Annotated in this window: 15 protein-coding genes; 13 read left to right on the plus strand and 2 right to left on the minus strand. The window is 69.1% G+C overall.

The genetic code is table 11. The annotated features are described in order from the left end of the window. The first annotated feature begins 6 nt into the window (after positions 1-6). The 8 genes from fabG to pntB are packed head-to-tail and all read left to right on the plus strand — an operon-like array spanning position 7 to position 8,701. On the plus strand, positions 7-765 hold the full coding sequence (gene fabG, locus ACFVAV_RS30325; RefSeq protein ID WP_379038997.1) for a 3-oxoacyl-ACP reductase FabG: 759 nt from the start codon (positions 7-9) through the stop codon (positions 763-765). Then, a complete protein-coding gene (locus ACFVAV_RS30330) occupies positions 762-1,214 on the plus strand; it encodes a MaoC family dehydratase (RefSeq protein ID WP_379038998.1) in 453 nt (150 codons plus the stop codon). Before fabG ends, ACFVAV_RS30330 begins: the two co-directional genes overlap by 4 nt. Then, on the plus strand, positions 1,214-2,242 hold the full coding sequence (locus ACFVAV_RS30335; RefSeq protein ID WP_379038999.1) for a phosphotransferase family protein: 1,029 nt from the start codon (positions 1,214-1,216) through the stop codon (positions 2,240-2,242). The genes ACFVAV_RS30330 and ACFVAV_RS30335 overlap by 1 nt, the downstream gene beginning before the upstream one ends. Next, positions 2,242-3,465: an acyl-CoA dehydrogenase family protein gene (locus tag ACFVAV_RS30340; protein WP_379039000.1), complete on the plus strand. Its 1,224-nt coding sequence runs from the start codon at positions 2,242-2,244 to the stop codon at positions 3,463-3,465. Before ACFVAV_RS30335 ends, ACFVAV_RS30340 begins: the two co-directional genes overlap by 1 nt. Beyond that, the gene (locus ACFVAV_RS30345) at positions 3,462-4,640 is read left to right on the plus strand and encodes an acyl-CoA dehydrogenase family protein (protein WP_379039001.1); all 1,179 of its coding nucleotides are present in this window, start codon (positions 3,462-3,464) and stop codon (positions 4,638-4,640) included. Before ACFVAV_RS30340 ends, ACFVAV_RS30345 begins: the two co-directional genes overlap by 4 nt. After that, the gene (locus tag ACFVAV_RS30350) at positions 4,637-5,731 is read left to right on the plus strand and encodes an acyl-CoA dehydrogenase family protein (protein WP_379039002.1); all 1,095 of its coding nucleotides are present in this window, start codon (positions 4,637-4,639) and stop codon (positions 5,729-5,731) included. The genes ACFVAV_RS30345 and ACFVAV_RS30350 overlap by 4 nt, the downstream gene beginning before the upstream one ends. Then, a complete protein-coding gene (locus ACFVAV_RS30355; RefSeq protein WP_379039003.1) occupies positions 5,728-7,251 on the plus strand; it encodes a Re/Si-specific NAD(P)(+) transhydrogenase subunit alpha in 1,524 nt (507 codons plus the stop codon). The genes ACFVAV_RS30350 and ACFVAV_RS30355 overlap by 4 nt, the downstream gene beginning before the upstream one ends. A 28-nt stretch (positions 7,252-7,279) precedes the next feature. Beyond that, positions 7,280-8,701 carry a Re/Si-specific NAD(P)(+) transhydrogenase subunit beta gene (pntB, locus tag ACFVAV_RS30360; RefSeq protein WP_379039004.1) on the plus strand — a complete coding sequence of 474 codons (1,422 nt, stop codon included), beginning with the start codon at positions 7,280-7,282 and terminating at the stop codon, positions 8,699-8,701. Positions 8,702-8,946: 245 nt separating this feature from the next. Here the strand turns inward: pntB and ACFVAV_RS30365 are convergent, their stop codons facing one another. Then, positions 8,947-9,912: an alpha/beta hydrolase gene (locus tag ACFVAV_RS30365; protein ID WP_379039005.1), complete on the minus strand. Its 966-nt coding sequence runs from the start codon at positions 9,910-9,912 to the stop codon at positions 8,947-8,949. Between the two features lie 155 nt (positions 9,913-10,067). Between ACFVAV_RS30365 and ACFVAV_RS30370 the strand changes: the two genes are divergently transcribed. The 3 genes from ACFVAV_RS30370 to ACFVAV_RS30380 are packed head-to-tail and all read left to right on the plus strand — an operon-like array spanning position 10,068 to position 12,839. Further along, on the plus strand, positions 10,068-10,730 hold the full coding sequence (locus tag ACFVAV_RS30370) for a hypothetical protein (RefSeq protein WP_379039006.1): 663 nt from the start codon (positions 10,068-10,070) through the stop codon (positions 10,728-10,730). Beyond that, positions 10,723-12,078 (plus strand): glutamine synthetase family protein, encoded by a 1,356-nt coding sequence (locus ACFVAV_RS30375; RefSeq protein ID WP_379039007.1) that lies wholly within the window; start codon positions 10,723-10,725, stop codon positions 12,076-12,078. The genes ACFVAV_RS30370 and ACFVAV_RS30375 overlap by 8 nt, the downstream gene beginning before the upstream one ends. Before the next feature lie 56 nt (positions 12,079-12,134). Beyond that, positions 12,135-12,839 (plus strand): gamma-glutamyl-gamma-aminobutyrate hydrolase family protein, encoded by a 705-nt coding sequence (locus tag ACFVAV_RS30380; RefSeq protein ID WP_379039008.1) that lies wholly within the window; start codon positions 12,135-12,137, stop codon positions 12,837-12,839. 68 nt (positions 12,840-12,907) lie between these two features. Here ACFVAV_RS30380 and ACFVAV_RS30385 read toward each other — a convergent pair whose 3' ends face one another. Then, positions 12,908-13,585 (minus strand): TetR/AcrR family transcriptional regulator, encoded by a 678-nt coding sequence (locus ACFVAV_RS30385; RefSeq protein ID WP_379039009.1) that lies wholly within the window; start codon positions 13,583-13,585, stop codon positions 12,908-12,910. Positions 13,586-13,903: 318 nt separating this feature from the next. Here ACFVAV_RS30385 and ACFVAV_RS30390 point away from each other — a divergent pair, with 318 nt between their 5' ends. Next, positions 13,904-15,526, plus strand: a complete 1,623-nt coding sequence (locus tag ACFVAV_RS30390; protein ID WP_379039010.1) for a class I adenylate-forming enzyme family protein — start codon at positions 13,904-13,906, stop codon at positions 15,524-15,526. Positions 15,527-15,536: 10 nt separating this feature from the next. Then, entirely contained in the window at positions 15,537-16,316 is a 780-nt protein-coding gene (locus ACFVAV_RS30395; protein ID WP_379039011.1) for an enoyl-CoA hydratase/isomerase family protein, read from the plus strand. Positions 16,317-16,325 lie beyond the last annotated feature (9 nt).

A 16,325-nucleotide genomic window follows, 5' to 3' on the forward strand; every position in this document is an offset into this window, starting at 1 on the left:
TACCGAATGAGCACACCTACCAGGACCGCGATCGTCACCGGCGCCGCCCGTGGCATCGGCGCGGGCGTAGCCCGCCGACTTGCCGCCGACGGCATGGCCGTCGCCGTGATCGACCTCGACGAGGTCGCCTGCAAGCCGGTCGTCGAGCAGATCCAGGCCGCGGGCGGCCGGGCGATCGCCGTCGGCGCCGACGTGGCCGACGAGGCCGCCGTCACCGCGGCCGTCGAGCGGGTCGTCGCCGAGCTCGGCGCCCCGACCGTGCTGGTCAACAACGCGGGCGTCCTCCGTGACAACCTGCTGTTCCGGATGACCACCGACGACTGGGACACCGTGATGAACGTGCACCTGCGTGGGTCGTTCCTGATGACCCGCGCGGTGCAGAAGCACATGACCGAGGCCAAGTTCGGCCGCATCGTCAACCTGTCGAGCACCTCGGCGCTCGGCAACCGCGGCCAGGCCAACTACGCCGCGGCCAAGGCGGGCGTGCAGGGCTTCACCAAGACCCTGGCCTTCGAGCTCGGCAAGTTCGGCGTCACCGCGAACGCGATCGCACCCGGCTTCATCGAGACCGAGATGACCGCGGCCACCGCGGCGCGGGTCGGCATTCCGTTCGAGGATTTCAAAGCCGGTGCCGCCAAGGAGATCCCGGTCGCGCGCACCGGTGTGCCCGCCGACATCGCGCACGCCGTGTCGTTCTTCGCCAGCGAAGGCGCCGGTTTCGTTTCCGGTCAGGTGCTCTACGTCGCGGGAGGGCCGAGGGCATGAGGACTTTCCAGGGCGTCGCCGAGCTCGAGGCCGCGGTCGGGTCCCATCTCGGCTATTCCGAGTGGGACACCATCACCCAGTCGCAGATCGACGCCTTCGCCGACGCGACCGGTGATCACCAGTGGATCCACATCGATACCGAGAAGGCGGCCGCCGGCCCGTTCGGTACGACCATCGCGCACGGCTACCTGACCCTGTCGCTGGTCCCGCTGCTGGTCGCGCAGGTGTACCGGGTCGATGGCGTGAAGATGGCGGTCAACTACGGCTCCGACAAGTTGCGCTTTCCGGCGCCGGCGCCGGTGGATTCGACGGTGCGCGCCGGGGTCGAGCTGGTCTCGGTCGCGGCGGGTGCCGCCGGGTACCTGGTGACCGCCCGGGTCGCGGTCGAGCGCGAAGGCGGCGTCAAGCCGGTCTGCGTGGTCGAGGCGCTGACCCTCGTGGTGGCCTGATGGAGCTCCGGACCGACCTTCCGGGCCTGGATCTCGACCGGTTGTCGACCTGGCTGCGCGGCCAGGTCGACGTGGCGGGCGCGCTGCGCGGCACGGTGATCGCGGGTGGCAAGTCGAATCTGACCTACGAGGTCACCGACGGCACCGCCCGCTGGATCGTGCGGCGCCCGCCGCTGGGTCATGTGCTGGCCACTGCCCATGACATGGCCCGCGAATACCATGTGATGGCGGCCCTGCGGGACACCGATGTGCCGGTGCCGATGATGTACGCGCTGTGCCAGGACGACGCCGTGCTCGGCGCGCCGTTCTATGTGATGGAGCGCGTCGAGGGCACGCCGTACCGCTCCGCCGCGGAGCTGGCCGAGCTGGGACCCGAACGGACCAGGGCGATTTCGACCCGCCTCGTCGACACCCTTGCCGCGCTGCACGCGGTCGACCCGGCGGCGGTCGGGCTGGCGGACTTCGGCAGGCCGGAAGGCTTCCTGGCCCGCCAGGTGAACCGGTGGAAGAAGCAGCTCGACGCGTCCCACACCCGCGACCTGCCCGCAGCCGTCGAGCTGCACGCCCGGTTGGCCGCCGACGTGCCCGCCGAGTCCACCGCGGGCATCGTGCACGGTGACTTCCGGCTCGACAACGTTCTCGCCGACGACCGGGACCGCGCCGCTGCCGTGATCGACTGGGAGATGGCCACACTCGGTGACCCGCTCACCGATCTGGCGCTGATGATCGTCTACGGCCGGCTCGCTGCCGAGCCGACGGGCGAGGTGGGTGTTGCCGATGCGTCGACGGCACCGGGGTTCCTGACCGAGGCCGAGATCATCGCCCACTACACCGCGCGCAGCGAGCGCGACATGTCCCGCTTCGGTTTCTATCTCGGGCTCGCCGCGTTCAAGCTCGCCGCGATTCTCGAAGGCGTGCACTATCGCTACCTGCAGGGCCAGACCGTGGGCGCGGGCTTCGCCGGAGTGGGTGCCGCGGTGGAACCCCTACTCGAATCCGGCCTCACCGCACTGAAGGAGTACCGCTGATGGATTTCGCCTTCGACGGCCGCACCGAGGAACTGCGTTCCTCGCTGCTGGATTTCATGGACACTCACGTCTACCCGGCCGAGCCGGTGTTCCGCGAGCAGCTGTCCCAGCTCGACAATCGCTGGGCGTGGGACTCGGTTCCGATTCTGGCTGAGTTGCGCGCCGAGGCCCGCAATCGCGGCTTGTGGAACCTGTTCCTGCCCGGCGCGGAGGGCGCCGGGCTGACCAACCTGCAGTACGCGCCGCTGGCCGAAATCACCGGCCGCAGTGGGCATCTGGCCCCGGCCACGCTCAACTGCGCCGCGCCCGACACCGGCAACATGGAGGTGCTGGCGCAGTTCGGCACCGAGGCCCAGCGCAAGGAGTGGCTCGAGCCGTTGCTGGAGGGGCAGATCCGGTCCGCGTTCGCGATGACCGAGCCCGATGTGGCCTCCTCCGACGCCACCAATATCGCGACCCGGATCGAGCGGGACGGCGACGACTACGTGCTCAACGGCCGCAAGTGGTGGATCACCGGCGCGATGAACCCGAACGCGCAGATCTTCGTCGTGATGGGCAAGACCGACCCGTCCGCGAGCAGGCACCGTCAGCAGTCGATGATCCTGGTCCCGCGCGACACCCCCGGCATGGAGATCGAGCGGGGCATGGAGGTCTTCGGCTACGACGACCACGAGCACGGCGGCCACGCCGAGCTGTCGTTCACCGATGTGCGGGTGCCCGCCGCCAACCTGATCGGTGGCGAGGGCGACGGTTTCGCCATCGCGCAGGCCCGGCTCGGCCCCGGCCGCATCCACCATTGCATGCGGGCTATCGGCGTCGCCGAGCGCGCGATCGAGGCGATGTGCGCCCGCGCCGACGAGCGCGTCGCCTTCGGCAAGCCGCTCAGCGAGCAGGGGGTGATCCGGGACTGGATCGCCGAGTCGCGGGTCAAGCTCGAACAGCTGCGACTGCTCGTGCTCAAGACCGCCTGGCTGATGGACACCGTCGGAAACAAGGGCGCCCACACCGAGATCCAGGCGATCAAGATCGCCACCCCGGCCACCGTGCAATGGATTCTCGACAAGGCCATTCAGGTGCACGGCGCCGCCGGTCTGTCGCAGGACTTCTCGCTGGCCGCGTCCTACGCGGGCAACCGTACGCTGCGGTTTGCCGACGGCCCGGACGAAGTTCACAAGAACGCGCTGGCCAAGAACGAGCTGCGCAGACAGCGGGAGGCCCGATGACCATCGACGAACTCCGTACCAGGATCGGGGAATTCCTCGCCGCCAACGATCCCGCCACCACCGAGCGCCTCGAGTTCCTGCGCGCTCGCTACGACGCGGGCCTGGCGTGGGTGTACTTCCCGGAGGGCCACGGTGGTCTCGGTCTGCCCCACGCCTGGCAAGCCGAGGTGGATCACGCCTTCGAGCAGGCCGGCGCCCCGGACAACAATCCGATGGCCAACGTCATCGGTCTCGGCATGGCAGGCCCGACGATCCTGGCCTGCGGCACCGAGGAGCAGAAGAAGCGGTTCCTGCGTCCGCTGTGGACCGGCGAGGAGATCTGGTGCCAGCTGTTCAGCGAACCCGGCGCCGGCTCCGACCTGGCCAATGTCAGCACCCGTGCGGTGCGCGACGGCGGCGAGTGGGTCGTCAACGGGCAGAAGGTGTGGACCTCGAGCGCGCATCTGGCGCAGTTCGCGATCCTGCTGGCCCGCACCGACGCGGGTATCCCCAAGCACCGCGGCATGACGTACTTCCTGATCGACATGACCCAGCCGGGAGTCGAGGTGCGACCGCTGCGCCAGATCACCGGTGAGGCCGAGTTCAACGAGGTCTTCATCACCGACGCTCGCGTCCCCGACGACCAGCGCCTCGGCGGCGAGGGCGACGGGTGGCGCATCGCGAACACGACCCTCAACACCGAGCGGGTCGCGATCGGCGGCAAGGCCAGTGCCCGCGAGTCCGGGATCATCGGCGTGGTCGCCCAGACGTGGCGCGACAATCCGCAGCTGCGGACTCCGGAGTTGCACGACCGGCTGCTGCGGCTGTGGGTCGATGCCGAGGTCGCCCGGCTCACCGGCCTGCGGCTGCGGCAGAAGCTGGCCCAGGGCCAGCCGGGCCCGGAGGGTTCGGCGATGAAGCTGTCCTTCGCCCGGATCGCTCAGCAGCTGTCCGGGCTGGAGCTGGAGCTGCTCGGCGAGGACGGTCTGCGCTACTCCGACTGGACCCTGGTCCGTCCGGAGCGTGTCGATATGAACGCACGCGACGCGGGCTACCGCTACCTGCGGGCCAAGGGCAATTCGATCGAGGGCGGCACCTCCGAAATCCTGCGAAACATCGTGTCCGAGCGCATTCTCGGCCTGCCCGCCGAGCCGCGCACCGACAAGGACCGTCCCTGGAAAGAAGTCGCGCGATGACCGATGTTGATCTGCTCTACACCGAAGTCGAGGACGAGCTGCGCAACGTGGTGCGCTCGGTGCTGACCTCCCAGTGCGAACCCGGCGCGGTCACCGCCCTCTACGACGGCGACCGCGCGCTGGTCGACGGCTTGTGGAAGAACATCGCGGTCGACCTCGGGCTGGCCGGGCTGCTCGTCCCCGAAGCGGACGGCGGCGCGGGCGCGTCGGCCCGCGAGGCGGCGGTCGTGCTCGAAGAACTCGGGCGTTTCGTCGCCCCGGTGCCTTTCCTGACCAGTGCCGTGGTCGCCACCACCGCACTGCTCGGCTCCGGTTCGGCGCTGCTGGGTCAGCTCGCGGCGGGGGCGCGGACCGCCGCCCTGGTCGTCCCGTTGACCACCGCTGCCCACACCGCGCTGCCCGCCATCTCGGCTGATGCCGACGGTCAGCTGAGCGGCACTGTCACCAGCGTCGCCGGTGCGCTCGAGGCCGATGTACTGCTGGTCCCTGCCACCGGTCCCGATGGCGTCGCACTGTATGCGGTGTCGTCCACCGAGGTCCAGCTCACCCCGGTCGTCTCCTTCGACATGACCCGTCAGCTCGCCGATATCGAGTTCGATGGTGTCGCAGGTGAACTGGTCGTGGCCGACGGCGAGGCCGCGGTGCGCCGCGCACTCGCCGCGGGCACGGCCCTGCTCGCCTCGGAGCAGTACGGGGTGGCGCGGTGGTGCCTCGACGAGACCGTGTCGTATCTGAAGGAGCGGCGCCAGTTCGGTCGCGTGGTCGGCGGATTCCAGGCCGTCAAGCACCGGCTGGCCGATCTGTACACCGCCGTCGAGTCCGGCAATGCCGCCGCCCGCTACGCCGCCGCGACCCTCGCCGCCGACGACGCCGACGCGCCCGTCGCGGCGGCGGTAGCCCAGGCGTTCTGCAGCGACCTCGCGGTCCACGCGGGCGAAGAGGCGGTGCAGCTCCACGGCGGCATGGGCATGACGTGGGAGCATCCGGCCCACCTGTACCTCAAGCGCGCCAAGGCCGACCAGCTCGCCTTCGGCACCGCCGGTGCGCACCGGGCGCACCTGGCCGACCTGGTCGAGGTGCCGGGACCATGATCATCGGTGTTCTGCGGGAAGCACGCCCGCGCGAGACCCGGGTGGCCGCCACCCCGGCGACGGTCACCCGGCTCGTCCGGCTCGGCTACGAGGTCGTGGTCGACACCGGCGCGGGAAGCCTCGCGTCGTTCTCCGACGACGCCTACGTCGAGGCGGGTGCCACGATCGGCAACGCGCGCGCCGCCGATATCGTGCTCGGTGTCAACGCGCCCGCCACCTACCAGCTCGACGACCTGAACCCCGGTGCCACCGTGATCAGCCTGCTGGGGGTGGTGAGCGATCCCGAGCTGCTCGCCGACCTCGGCAAGCGGCCGATCACGGCGCTGGCCATGGACGCGGTGCCCCGCATCTCGCGCGCCCAGTCGCTGGACGTGCTGTCCTCGATGGCCAATATCGCGGGCTACCGCGCGGTCGTGGAGGCCGCGCACGCGTTCGGCCGGTTCTTCACCGGACAGGTCACCGCCGCGGGCAAGGTACCGCCCGCCAAGGTTCTGGTGGTCGGTGCCGGGGTGGCCGGGCTGGCCGCCATCGGCGCCGCGGGCAGCCTCGGCGCTGTCGTGCGCGCCACCGATCCGCGGCCGGAAGTCGCCGACCAGGTGAAATCGCTTGGTGGAGAATATCTCTCGATCGACTCCGCCGAGGCGGAAGTGTCGGCGACCGGCTACGCCAAGGAGATGAGCGGGGACTACAAGGCCCGTGAGGCGCAGCTCTACGCCGAGCAGTGCGCCGATGTGGACATCGTCATCACGACCGCCCTGATCCCCGGGCGCCCCGCGCCGCGCATCATCACCGCCGAGATGGTGGCCTCGATGAGGCCCGGCAGTGTCATCGTCGACATGGCCGCGCAGAACGGCGGCAATGTCGAGGGCACCGTCGCCGACCGCGCGATCGTCACCGACAACGGCGTCACCATCATCGGCTACACCGATCTGGCCGGTCGACTGCCCGCGCAGGCCTCGCAGCTGTACGGCACGAACGTGGCGAACCTGCTCGAGCTGATGACCCCGGGCAAGGACGGCAGGCTGGTCCTGGACTTCGACGATGTGGTCCAGCGTTCCATCACCGTCGTGCGCGGCGGCGAGGTCACCTGGCCTCCGCCTCCGGTCGCCGTCTCGGCGAAGCCCGCGGCCGAACCCACCGCGCCACCCGAACCGGCACCGGTGAAGGAGCCGATGTCTGCTTGGCGCCGCATCGGGCTGGTGCTGATCGCGGCGGCCGCGGTGTTCGGGCTGATCGCGATCTCACCGCCCGCGTTGCAGGGACATCTGACGGTGTTCGCGCTGGCGATCGTGATCGGCTACTACGTGATCGGCCACGTGCATCACGCGCTGCACACCCCGCTGATGTCGGTGACCAATGCGATCTCCGGGATCATCGTGGTCGGCGCGCTGCTGCAGATCGGGCACGGCGATCCGTGGATCACGGGACTGTCCTTCGCGGCGATCCTGCTGGCGAGCATCAACATCTTCGGTGGCTTCGCGGTGACCCGCCGCATGCTCGCCATGTTCTCCCGCAGCTGAGCTGCGCCCGACCCCGGAGTGAATTCTCATGATTTCCGTTGAGACCGTGGCCAATTCGGCCTACATCGTCGCGGCGCTGTTGTTCATCCTCGCGCTGGGCGGCCTGGCCAGGCACGATACCGCCAAGATGGGCAACACCTTCGGCATCACCGGGATGGCGGTGGCCCTCGGCGCCACCGTCGCGCTGGCGATCGGTCGCGACATCGAGCCGCTCGGACTACTGCTGCTGTCAGGCGCGACCGCGCTGGGTGCGGCGATCGGCCTGTGGCGGGCCCGCATCGTCGAGATGACCGGGATGCCCGAGCTGATCGCGCTGTTGCATTCGTTCGTCGGTTTCGCGGCGGTGCTGGTCGGCTGGAACGGCTACCTGCATGTCGAACGACATCCCGGCGGTGCCGATGCCGAGCTGCTGCGTGCCGAGGGGCTGCTGGGCATCCACGGCGCCGAGGTCGCAATCGGTGTGTTCATCGGCGCGGTGACGTTCACCGGTTCGATCGTGGCCTACCTGAAGCTCTCGGCGCGGATCAACTCCGCACCGTTGCTGTTGCCCGGCAAGAACATCCTCAATGTGGGCGCTCTGGTGGTGTTCGCCGCGCTGACCGTGTGGTTCGTCGTCGACCCGCGGCTGTGGACCTTGGTGGCGATCACCGTGGTCGCGCTGCTGCTCGGCTGGCACCTGGTTGCCTCGATCGGCGGCGGTGACATGCCGGTCGTGGTGTCGATGCTCAACAGCTACTCCGGCTGGGCCGCGGCGGCCTCGGGCTTCCTGCTCGGCAACGATCTGCTGATCATCACCGGTGCGCTGGTCGGCTCGTCGGGTGCGTACCTGTCCTACGTCATGTGCAAGGCGATGAACCGGTCGTTCCTGTCGGTCATCGCGGGCGGCTTCGGCATCACCGCGGGCCCGGCCGGTGACACCGACCTGGGCGAGCATCGCGAGATCACCGCCGACGGCGTCGCCGAGCTGCTCTCCGGGGCGGACTCGGTGATCATCACCCCCGGTTACGGCATGGCCGTGGCCCAAGCCCAGCACGGCGTCGCCGAACTCACCCGCACACTGCGCGAGCGGGGCGTGAGCGTGCGTTTCGGTGTGCACCCCGTCGCGGGCAGGCTGCCCGGCCACATGAACGTGCTGCTGGCCGAGGCGAAGGTGCCCTACGACATCGTGCTGGAGATGGACGAGATCAACGACGATTTCACCGGCACCGATGTGGTGCTGGTGATCGGCGCCAACGACACGGTCAACCCGGCCGCCTCGGAGGACCCGGCCAGCCCCATCGCGGGCATGCCCGTGCTCACGGTGTGGGAGGCCGACAATGTCGTCGTGTTCAAACGATCCATGGCCTCCGGGTACGCCGGTGTGCAGAACCCCCTGTTCTTCCGGGAGAACTCCGCGATGCTGTTCGGCGACGCGAAGGACCGGGTGGAAGACATCGTGAAAGCGCTCTGACCGGGCCTGAAATGAAATAAGGGCGGCAGTGCCACAAGCACTGCCGCCCTTTCCTGGTTTCGTTCCTCCGTCGGCGCGGGGTAGTGGCGCGGCACAGTGACCGGCTATCCCGGTGGAGACCAGCATGCGCAGCGGTGTGCGTTCAATCATGATCATATGACTATGACGGGCGGCTCACCAATTATCGCCGGAGCTTGCCGCCCGTCGACAGACGTCAGCTCATCGCGCACACCGCTGGGCCGCCGCTAGCTCCGCGCGAGCTCGCGCAGGTACTGGCACACCTCGTCGATCGCTTGCTTGGCCTGCGCGAACACCGCGACCTCGGTGAAGAAGCCGTGGAAGATGCCGGTGTACCTGGTCGACGTCACCGCGACGCCGTCGCCGCGCAGCCGCTGCGCGTACGCCTCGGCGTCGTCGCGGATCGGGTCGACTTCCGCGGTGATGACCAGTGCGGGCGGCAGATCGCGCAGGGACTCCGCGCGCAGGGGCGCCGCGAGGTAGTCGCCGCCCGGGTGGCCGGCACCGGCGTACTGCTCCCAGAACCACCGCGCGTCCGCGGCGCCGAGCAGCGGCGCGTCGGCGAAATCCGACCACGACGGCCTGGTGAACGTGTCGTCGACGGCGGGGTAGGCGAGCACCTGCGCCACGGGCAGAGCGCTGCCCTCCTCGCGTCGGTGCAGGCACAGGGCGGCGGCGAGATTGCCGCCTGCGGAGTCGCCGCCGACCGCGATCCGATCCGGGTCGATGCCCAGCTCGGGCGCCGATCGGGTCAGCCATGTGTACGCATCGATGCAGTCTTCCAGCGCCGCCGGGTACGGGTTCTCCGGCGCCAAGCGGTAGTCGAGGGACACGACCGTCCAGCCGGATCCGGCGGCGATCGCGCGGCACAGGTCGTCGGCGCCGTCCAGAGTGCCCAGGACGAAACCGCCGCCGTGCAGGTAGACCAGGGCGGGCGCGGCGCTCTCGGGGGGCGTACCGTCCGCGCGGTACAGGCGGGCCGCGATCGCGCCGGCACGCGTCGGCACGGTCAATTGTCCGACATGGTCCAGCAACGTGATCGGCTCGGCGGACGGGGCCGAGTTCACCAGCGCGCGGGCCTGCTCCGGCCCCAGCTCGTGCAGGGGCTTCTGCAGGATCTGGTCGATCATCCGGGCCACGGCCGCGGCCTGGTCGTCGAGCAGATCCCACCAGGCGGGAGTGTCGTCGTTCATGAGAAAACCTCGCTAGTCGTTGACAAGCAGTGATCTGTGCCTCACCATCATAGTCACGTGACCCAGACATTTGACTATAAGTTCACGTTCCATTTGGGATCCGCTGTCGACGGTGTACCGCGCACACGATCTCGTCGAGTCGAAAGGACAACATGATGACCGAAACGACGATCGGTCCCGCGACACGCGGGGCTGACGCGGTCGGCGGGGTCGACATCCGGATCGAGGACGACGCCAGTCCGATCGTCCGGCTGATCGCCCGGACCGTCACCGATTCTCTCCGTGCCGACAGCTCCCTCCTGCCCGCCGGGCTGGAAGGAGCGATCGCGATCCGTTCCCACGACACCCCGCAGGCCGCGACGATCACCATCGCCGATGGCGCCATCGCGGTGTCGGGTGGTGTGTTCGTCGAGCCCGACCTCGACGCGACCGTCGACTTGAACCAGTTCTTCGCCCCGGTCGGTGAGCCCGTCGGCTCGCCCGAGTTCGTGGCCGTGGCCGTCGCGCTGCTGTCGCCGCCGCTGCCGGACTGGAAGACCGCCGCGGCGTCTTTCTGGGCCGCGGCCCGGTCGACCCCCGGCATTCCCGACATGTTGATCGCCATCACGGAGGGCCCCGAAGGCCTGGACCAGGTCGTCGTGGGCGAGGGGGAGACCTACTACGTCATCGCGGGCCCGCCGGATCTGCTGGCCGCCATCTTCACCGGCGCGGTCGATCTGCTCGCCGCCCTGTCCACCGGTCTCATCGGCGTGCGCGGCACGCTCGCGCAGCTGTCCGTGCTGGTCGCCGCATCCTGGAAGGTTCGTTACGATGTCTGAAATTGCCACCACCGCAACGGCTCTCGCGGCCGATGTGCATACGGTCCGGATCGAGTCGACCAACCACGACGGCTCCTTCCACGGCAAGAACGTCGCGCCCAAGAAGTTCGCCGCGAGTGCGGAGTCGGGTTTCGCGGTGGCCGATCTGCTGTTCGGCCTCGACCTCGGCAATGCGCCGACCATGGGCTTCGCCTACCCCGCCTGGCGTGGTCACCTCGCCGACCTGCAGTTCCGGCCCGACATGTCGACGCTGGTGCAGTGGGTGCCCGGCCTGCAGTCCGTGATCGGTGACTACTGGCAGGCCGACGGCACCCCGATCGGCACCTGTCCGCGCAACCTGGCTCGCAAGCTGGTCGATCGGCTCGCCACCCGTGGTTTCACCGCCACCATCGCGGTCGAGATCGAGGCCACCGTGTTCCAGGAGTCCGTCCACGAGGCCAGGGCGAAGGGATACCGCGATCTCACCCCGCTCGGCGGATCCGCGGGCACCGCCTACAACCTCGCGAAGTCGAAGGACTGGGTCGACTACATGTCGGCAGTCGTCCGGCGTCTCGAGCAGATCGGCATCGAGTGGGAGGCGTGGAGCGACGAGGACGCGGCCGGCCAGGTCGAACTCAATCTGGTTCCCGGCGACCCGATCTCGGTGTGCGACAACTGGGCTCGCGCCCGGCAGGTGATGCGTGAGGTGGCCTTCGAGCGCGGTCACACCGTGACCTTCATGGCCAAGCCGACCGCCGGCTACGGCCAGGCCTCGCACGTCAACCTGTCCCTGCAGCGTGACGGCGTCAACGCGTTCTACGCCCCCGACGGGCCGTCGGACACGATGCGGCACGCGGTCGCCGGGCTCCTGGCCACGATGCGCGGCGCGGCCTCGATCATGCTTCCGCAGATCACCTCCTTCCGGCGCCTGGTCGACCTGAGCGGACCGCCGACGACGGTGACCTGGGGCATCGCCAACAAGAGCACCGCGGTGCGTGCGGTGGTCGGTCACCCGAGCTACTCCCGCCTCGAGTACCGCGTTCCCGGCGCCGACGCCAACCTGTACCTCGCGGTCGCGACGATTCTCGCCGGTGTGATCGCCGGGATCGACGGCGAGCTCGAACCGGCGGATCCGGTGAGCGATCTGGCGTGGTGCGTGCCCGACCTCGAGCGGCTGCCCGAGACCATCACCAAGGCGGCCGACGCACTCGAGGCCGATCTGATCCTGCGCGAGCAGCTCGGTGACGAGTTCGTCGACTACTGGGTCGGCACGCGGCGCTGGGAGTGGATGCAGTTCCACACCGCGGGTGGCGACCCGTTCGCCGAGCTGTCGGAGTGGGAGTCCAAGCGCTACTTCGAGTTCCCGTGACCGCGGGCTCGACCCGGGTGAAGCCCCTGATCGGCCTGACCGGACGACGGTTCAGGATGGAGTTGGTCAAGGGCTCACACCCGGGGTACGGCCAGCGCCTCACCGACAGCTTCATCTCCGATTTCGCGGAACGGATCGCACGCGCCGGTGGCGTGCCGGTGATGCTGCCCTACGGCGCCGATCCGGCGGCGCTGGGTGACTGGCTGTCCGGTGTGCTGATCACCGGTGGTCAGGATGTGCATCCGAGCTGCTGGGGTGGGGACGAGTCGGTGGTCAGCGGGATCGATCCGCTCGCCGACCCTTCGGTCCACGATCCCAGTCGGGACGAGTTCGAGATCGCGTTGACCCGGGTCGCCTTGGAGCGGCAGATCCCGCTGCTCGGCGTCTGCCGCGGCATGCAGGTGCTCAATGTGACCCTCGGCGGCACGCTGATTCCCGACCTGCCGGTCGGGCCGATACGGCACCTCATGTCAGCGGGTCCGCTGTCGGACGGCGACCCCGAGCACGTCGTCACCTTCGATGCGGGGACGACCGCCCAGAAGGTGTTCGGCGATCGGCTGGTGACCAACTCGTGGCACCACCAGGCGATCGATGTCTGCGGCGACGGGCTGGTGGTCACCGGTCGCACCGATGACGGCGTCGTCGAGGCCGTCGAGCTCTCCGGGGCCGCCGTGCTCGGGGTGCAGTGGCATCCCGAGTGGATGGTCACCGATGACGGTGCGGTGCGCTGGCTCGTCGAAGCGAGCGCCGAGCGGCGCTGAGCGGAGCAAAAACGACTGTGGCCGCCACCCTTTCGGGTGGCGGCCACAGTGCTGTGGTGTCGGCGCGGTCAATCCACGCGCACCCAGGACACCAGCGACCGCATGTCCGGCTCGGGCGCGATCTCCGCAGGCCGGACCGCGGGTGCGGCGGCATCGCCGAGGTTGGCCGCCATCCACGCGTCGAGCACGCCGACGGTGAGTTCCATCTGTGCCCGCGCCGCGGCGGCGTCGGTGAACACCAGCCAGTTGAGCGCGAAGCCGTCGGACAGCGCGGACACCACGTAGATCAGCTGGTCGATCGTGTCCGGGCCGACCGGGCGGCCCGCGGCGGTTGTGGTGCCCTCGAGGATCGTGCGCATGGTCGAGAAGGCCTCGTTGTACACGACCTCGGCCTGCTCGCCCTCACGCTGACCCCAGCTGATCAGCTCGAGGATGGTCGCGCCGAAGTCCGGATTCTCCAGGTACCACTCCAGCACGCCGCGCAACAACCCCCGTGCGGTGTTCTGCGCGTCGCTGTGGGCGTCGCTGCGGTTCAGCACATCTCGATACTCGCCGGCGAGGTATTCGAAGACCGCCGCGAACAGCACCTCTTTGGTGGCGAAGCAATAGTGCAGCGTGGCCAGGGGAGCGTTCGCCTCTTCCGCGATGCGGCGCGTGGTGGCTCCGTCCACCCCGTGGGCGGCGATCACGCGCACGGCCGCCGCAACCAGCTCGGCGCGACGTTCGGCGGCGGGAATGCGAGCCATGCGGTACTCCTTCGAATCAGATCTGAACGATTGATCAAGTCAATATCGACATTACCAGCCTGAACTGCACATGGGGGGACTACCAGGCAGGGTGTTTCCAAAATAGTTAGTCATGTGGCTTGATCAATTGACCCACTACCGCTACCGTTATGGCAGGCCTCACATTCCCACCCCCTGGTGGTTGCACTCCTGCTCTGCGGCGTGGCGATCCGGGCCCATCGACAACCACCCATGACGGCGTGCGCACCGCGCCGGCCGCAGCCCGGCGACTGCAGGTCGATCGACGACCTACCACCTGCTACCCGCGAAGAGGACGACATGACCCAAGTCGAATCGGTCCACCCCGAACGCGCGATCACGCTCGATCGCCTGGCCGTCGACCCGCCGATCGACACCCTCGTCGGCCTCCTGGCCGACCGGGCGGTCCGTTCTCCCGACCGTGAATTCCTCCGGTTCGTGGACGGGTCCTGGACCTTCGCCGAGATCGACGACTGGACCTCGCGTCTGGCCCAGCGACTGGTCACCGAGGACGGAGTCCGCCCAGGGGACCGGGTCGCGATCATGCTGCCCAACGTGGTGCAGTGGCCGATCGCCTGGTTGGCGATCCTCAAGGCGGGCGCGGTGACGGTTCCGGTGAACTCGTCGTATCAGCGGGCTGATCTGGAATTCGTCCTCCAGGATTCCGGCGCCCGGGTGCTGTTCACCGACGCCGAGCACACCCCGTTGGTCGACGAGGTGCGCGCGGCGAACAGCGAACTGGCCGACGTCCGCATCATCGAAGCCTCCGCACCCGGCGAGCTCGCGGGATACCCGGCGGACCGCCCCGCGGTCGCCGTCACCGGCACGACCCTCGCGAACCTCCAATACACCTCGGGGACAACCGGATTCCCCAAAGCCTGCATGCTGACCCACGACTACTGGACCCGGCTGGGCTGGGTGTGCGCGAACGCGACCGGCCTCGGCGCCGACGACGTGGCACTCACCTCGCAGCCGTTCTCCTACATGGACCCGCAGTGGAACACCTCGCTGTGCCTGACGATCGGCGCGCCGCTGGTGGTGCTTCCCCGGTTCTCCGCCTCCGGTTTCCTGGCCGACGTCCGCAAGCACCGGGCCACGTTCTGCTACGTGCTCGGGTCGATGCCGACGCTGCTGTTCAAACAGCCACCCACCCCGCAGGACCGCGACAACGACCTGCGCATCGTGCTGTGCTCGGCCATCCCCGTCGCGCTGCACGCGGAGCTCGAGCAGCGGTGGGGCGCGCCGTGGCGGGAGATCTTCGGGATGACCGAGAGCGGCGTCGACCTGGTCAGCCTGCCTGAGAGCGCCGGTGATGTCGGCAGCGGACGGCTGGGCCTGCCGGTTCCCACCAAGCAGGTTCGCGTCGTCGACCCGCAGGGTCGCGAGGTCGCCGAGGGTGAATCCGGCGAACTGATCACCTCGGGCAAGCCGATGATGCTCGGTTACTGGAACCGGCCCGAGGACACCGCGCAGGTCCTGCGCGACGGCTGGCTGCACACCGGCGACGTCGCCGTCCGTGAGGCGGGCAGCTACCGCCTCGTCGGCCGGATCAAGGACATGGTCCGCCGCGGCGGGGAGAACATCGCCAGCGCCGAGGTCGAACGCGTCCTGGAACGGGACGACACCGTCGTCGCGACGGCGGTGGTCGGCGTCCCGGACGAGCTGTTCGGCGAGGAGGTCAAGGCCTTCGTGCAGATGGCCCCCGGCATCGAGGAGAACCGCGCGACCGCGGAGCAGATCGTCGAGGCCGCGCGAAACCAGCTGGCGCGCTTCAAGGTTCCGCGCTACGTGGAATTCGTCGCCGATTTCCCGCGCACCCCGTCCGAGCGTGTGTCGAAGCCGGCGCTGAAGGCTCGCGCTGCCGAGCATCCCGGCACCACCTACGACTTGCAGCCGCCGCGCACCGACGGCAACGGTAACTGAGGAGCTAGACGTGACCGACAACTACCTGGACGTGCACATCGCCGACGATGTCGCGGTTCTCACGCTGAACCGCCCGTCAAAGCTGAACGTGCTGGACGTGGCCACACGGGTGCAGCTCGCGCAGACGATCCGGCGGTTCGGGACGGGTGACCTCGTCCGTGGGATCGTGCTCACGGGCACGGGGCGGGCCTTCTCCGCGGGCGAGGACCTGCAGGTGGTGCCGACCACCTACGACGAGATTCACCAGGCCTTCGCGACGTTCCACGACATCACCCGCGCCATCCTCGAGACGAGCGTCCCGGTGATCGCGGCCGTGAACGGGATCGCGGTCGGCGGTGCCTCGGAGATCACCCTGTGCTGCGACTCGCGCATCGGCACCCCCGCCGCCGAGTACTACCAGCCGGAAAACCACCGCGGGATCATCATCTCGAACGCCTCGAGCCTCCTGATGGGTCGTCTGGTCCGCAACCACGCGATGCGAATCATCCTGGGCTCCCAGCGGATCGGCGCGGATGAGGCACTGCGGATCGGGCTGCTCGACGAGATCGTGGCCACGGAGGCGCTGGTGGACCGCGCGGTCGAGGTGGTCAGGCAGTGGAACTCCGATCCCCGGACCACCGCGCTGCACCTGGGTCTGCTGCGGCCGCGCCCCGAAGAGATCGAGGCCGCCTTCCTCCGCGAGGACGACGCCGCCCGCCAGTCCTGGGAGTCCGGCACCTTCACCGAGGGGATCGCCGGCTTCTGGGCATCGAAGAACGCTGCGCCGTCGGCGCCCGCACAGAGTAATTGAGATCGGAGA

The organism is Nocardia sp. NPDC057663, from assembly GCF_042799895.1.
In the GTDB taxonomy this organism is placed as follows: Bacteria; Actinomycetota; Actinomycetes; order Mycobacteriales; family Mycobacteriaceae; genus Nocardia.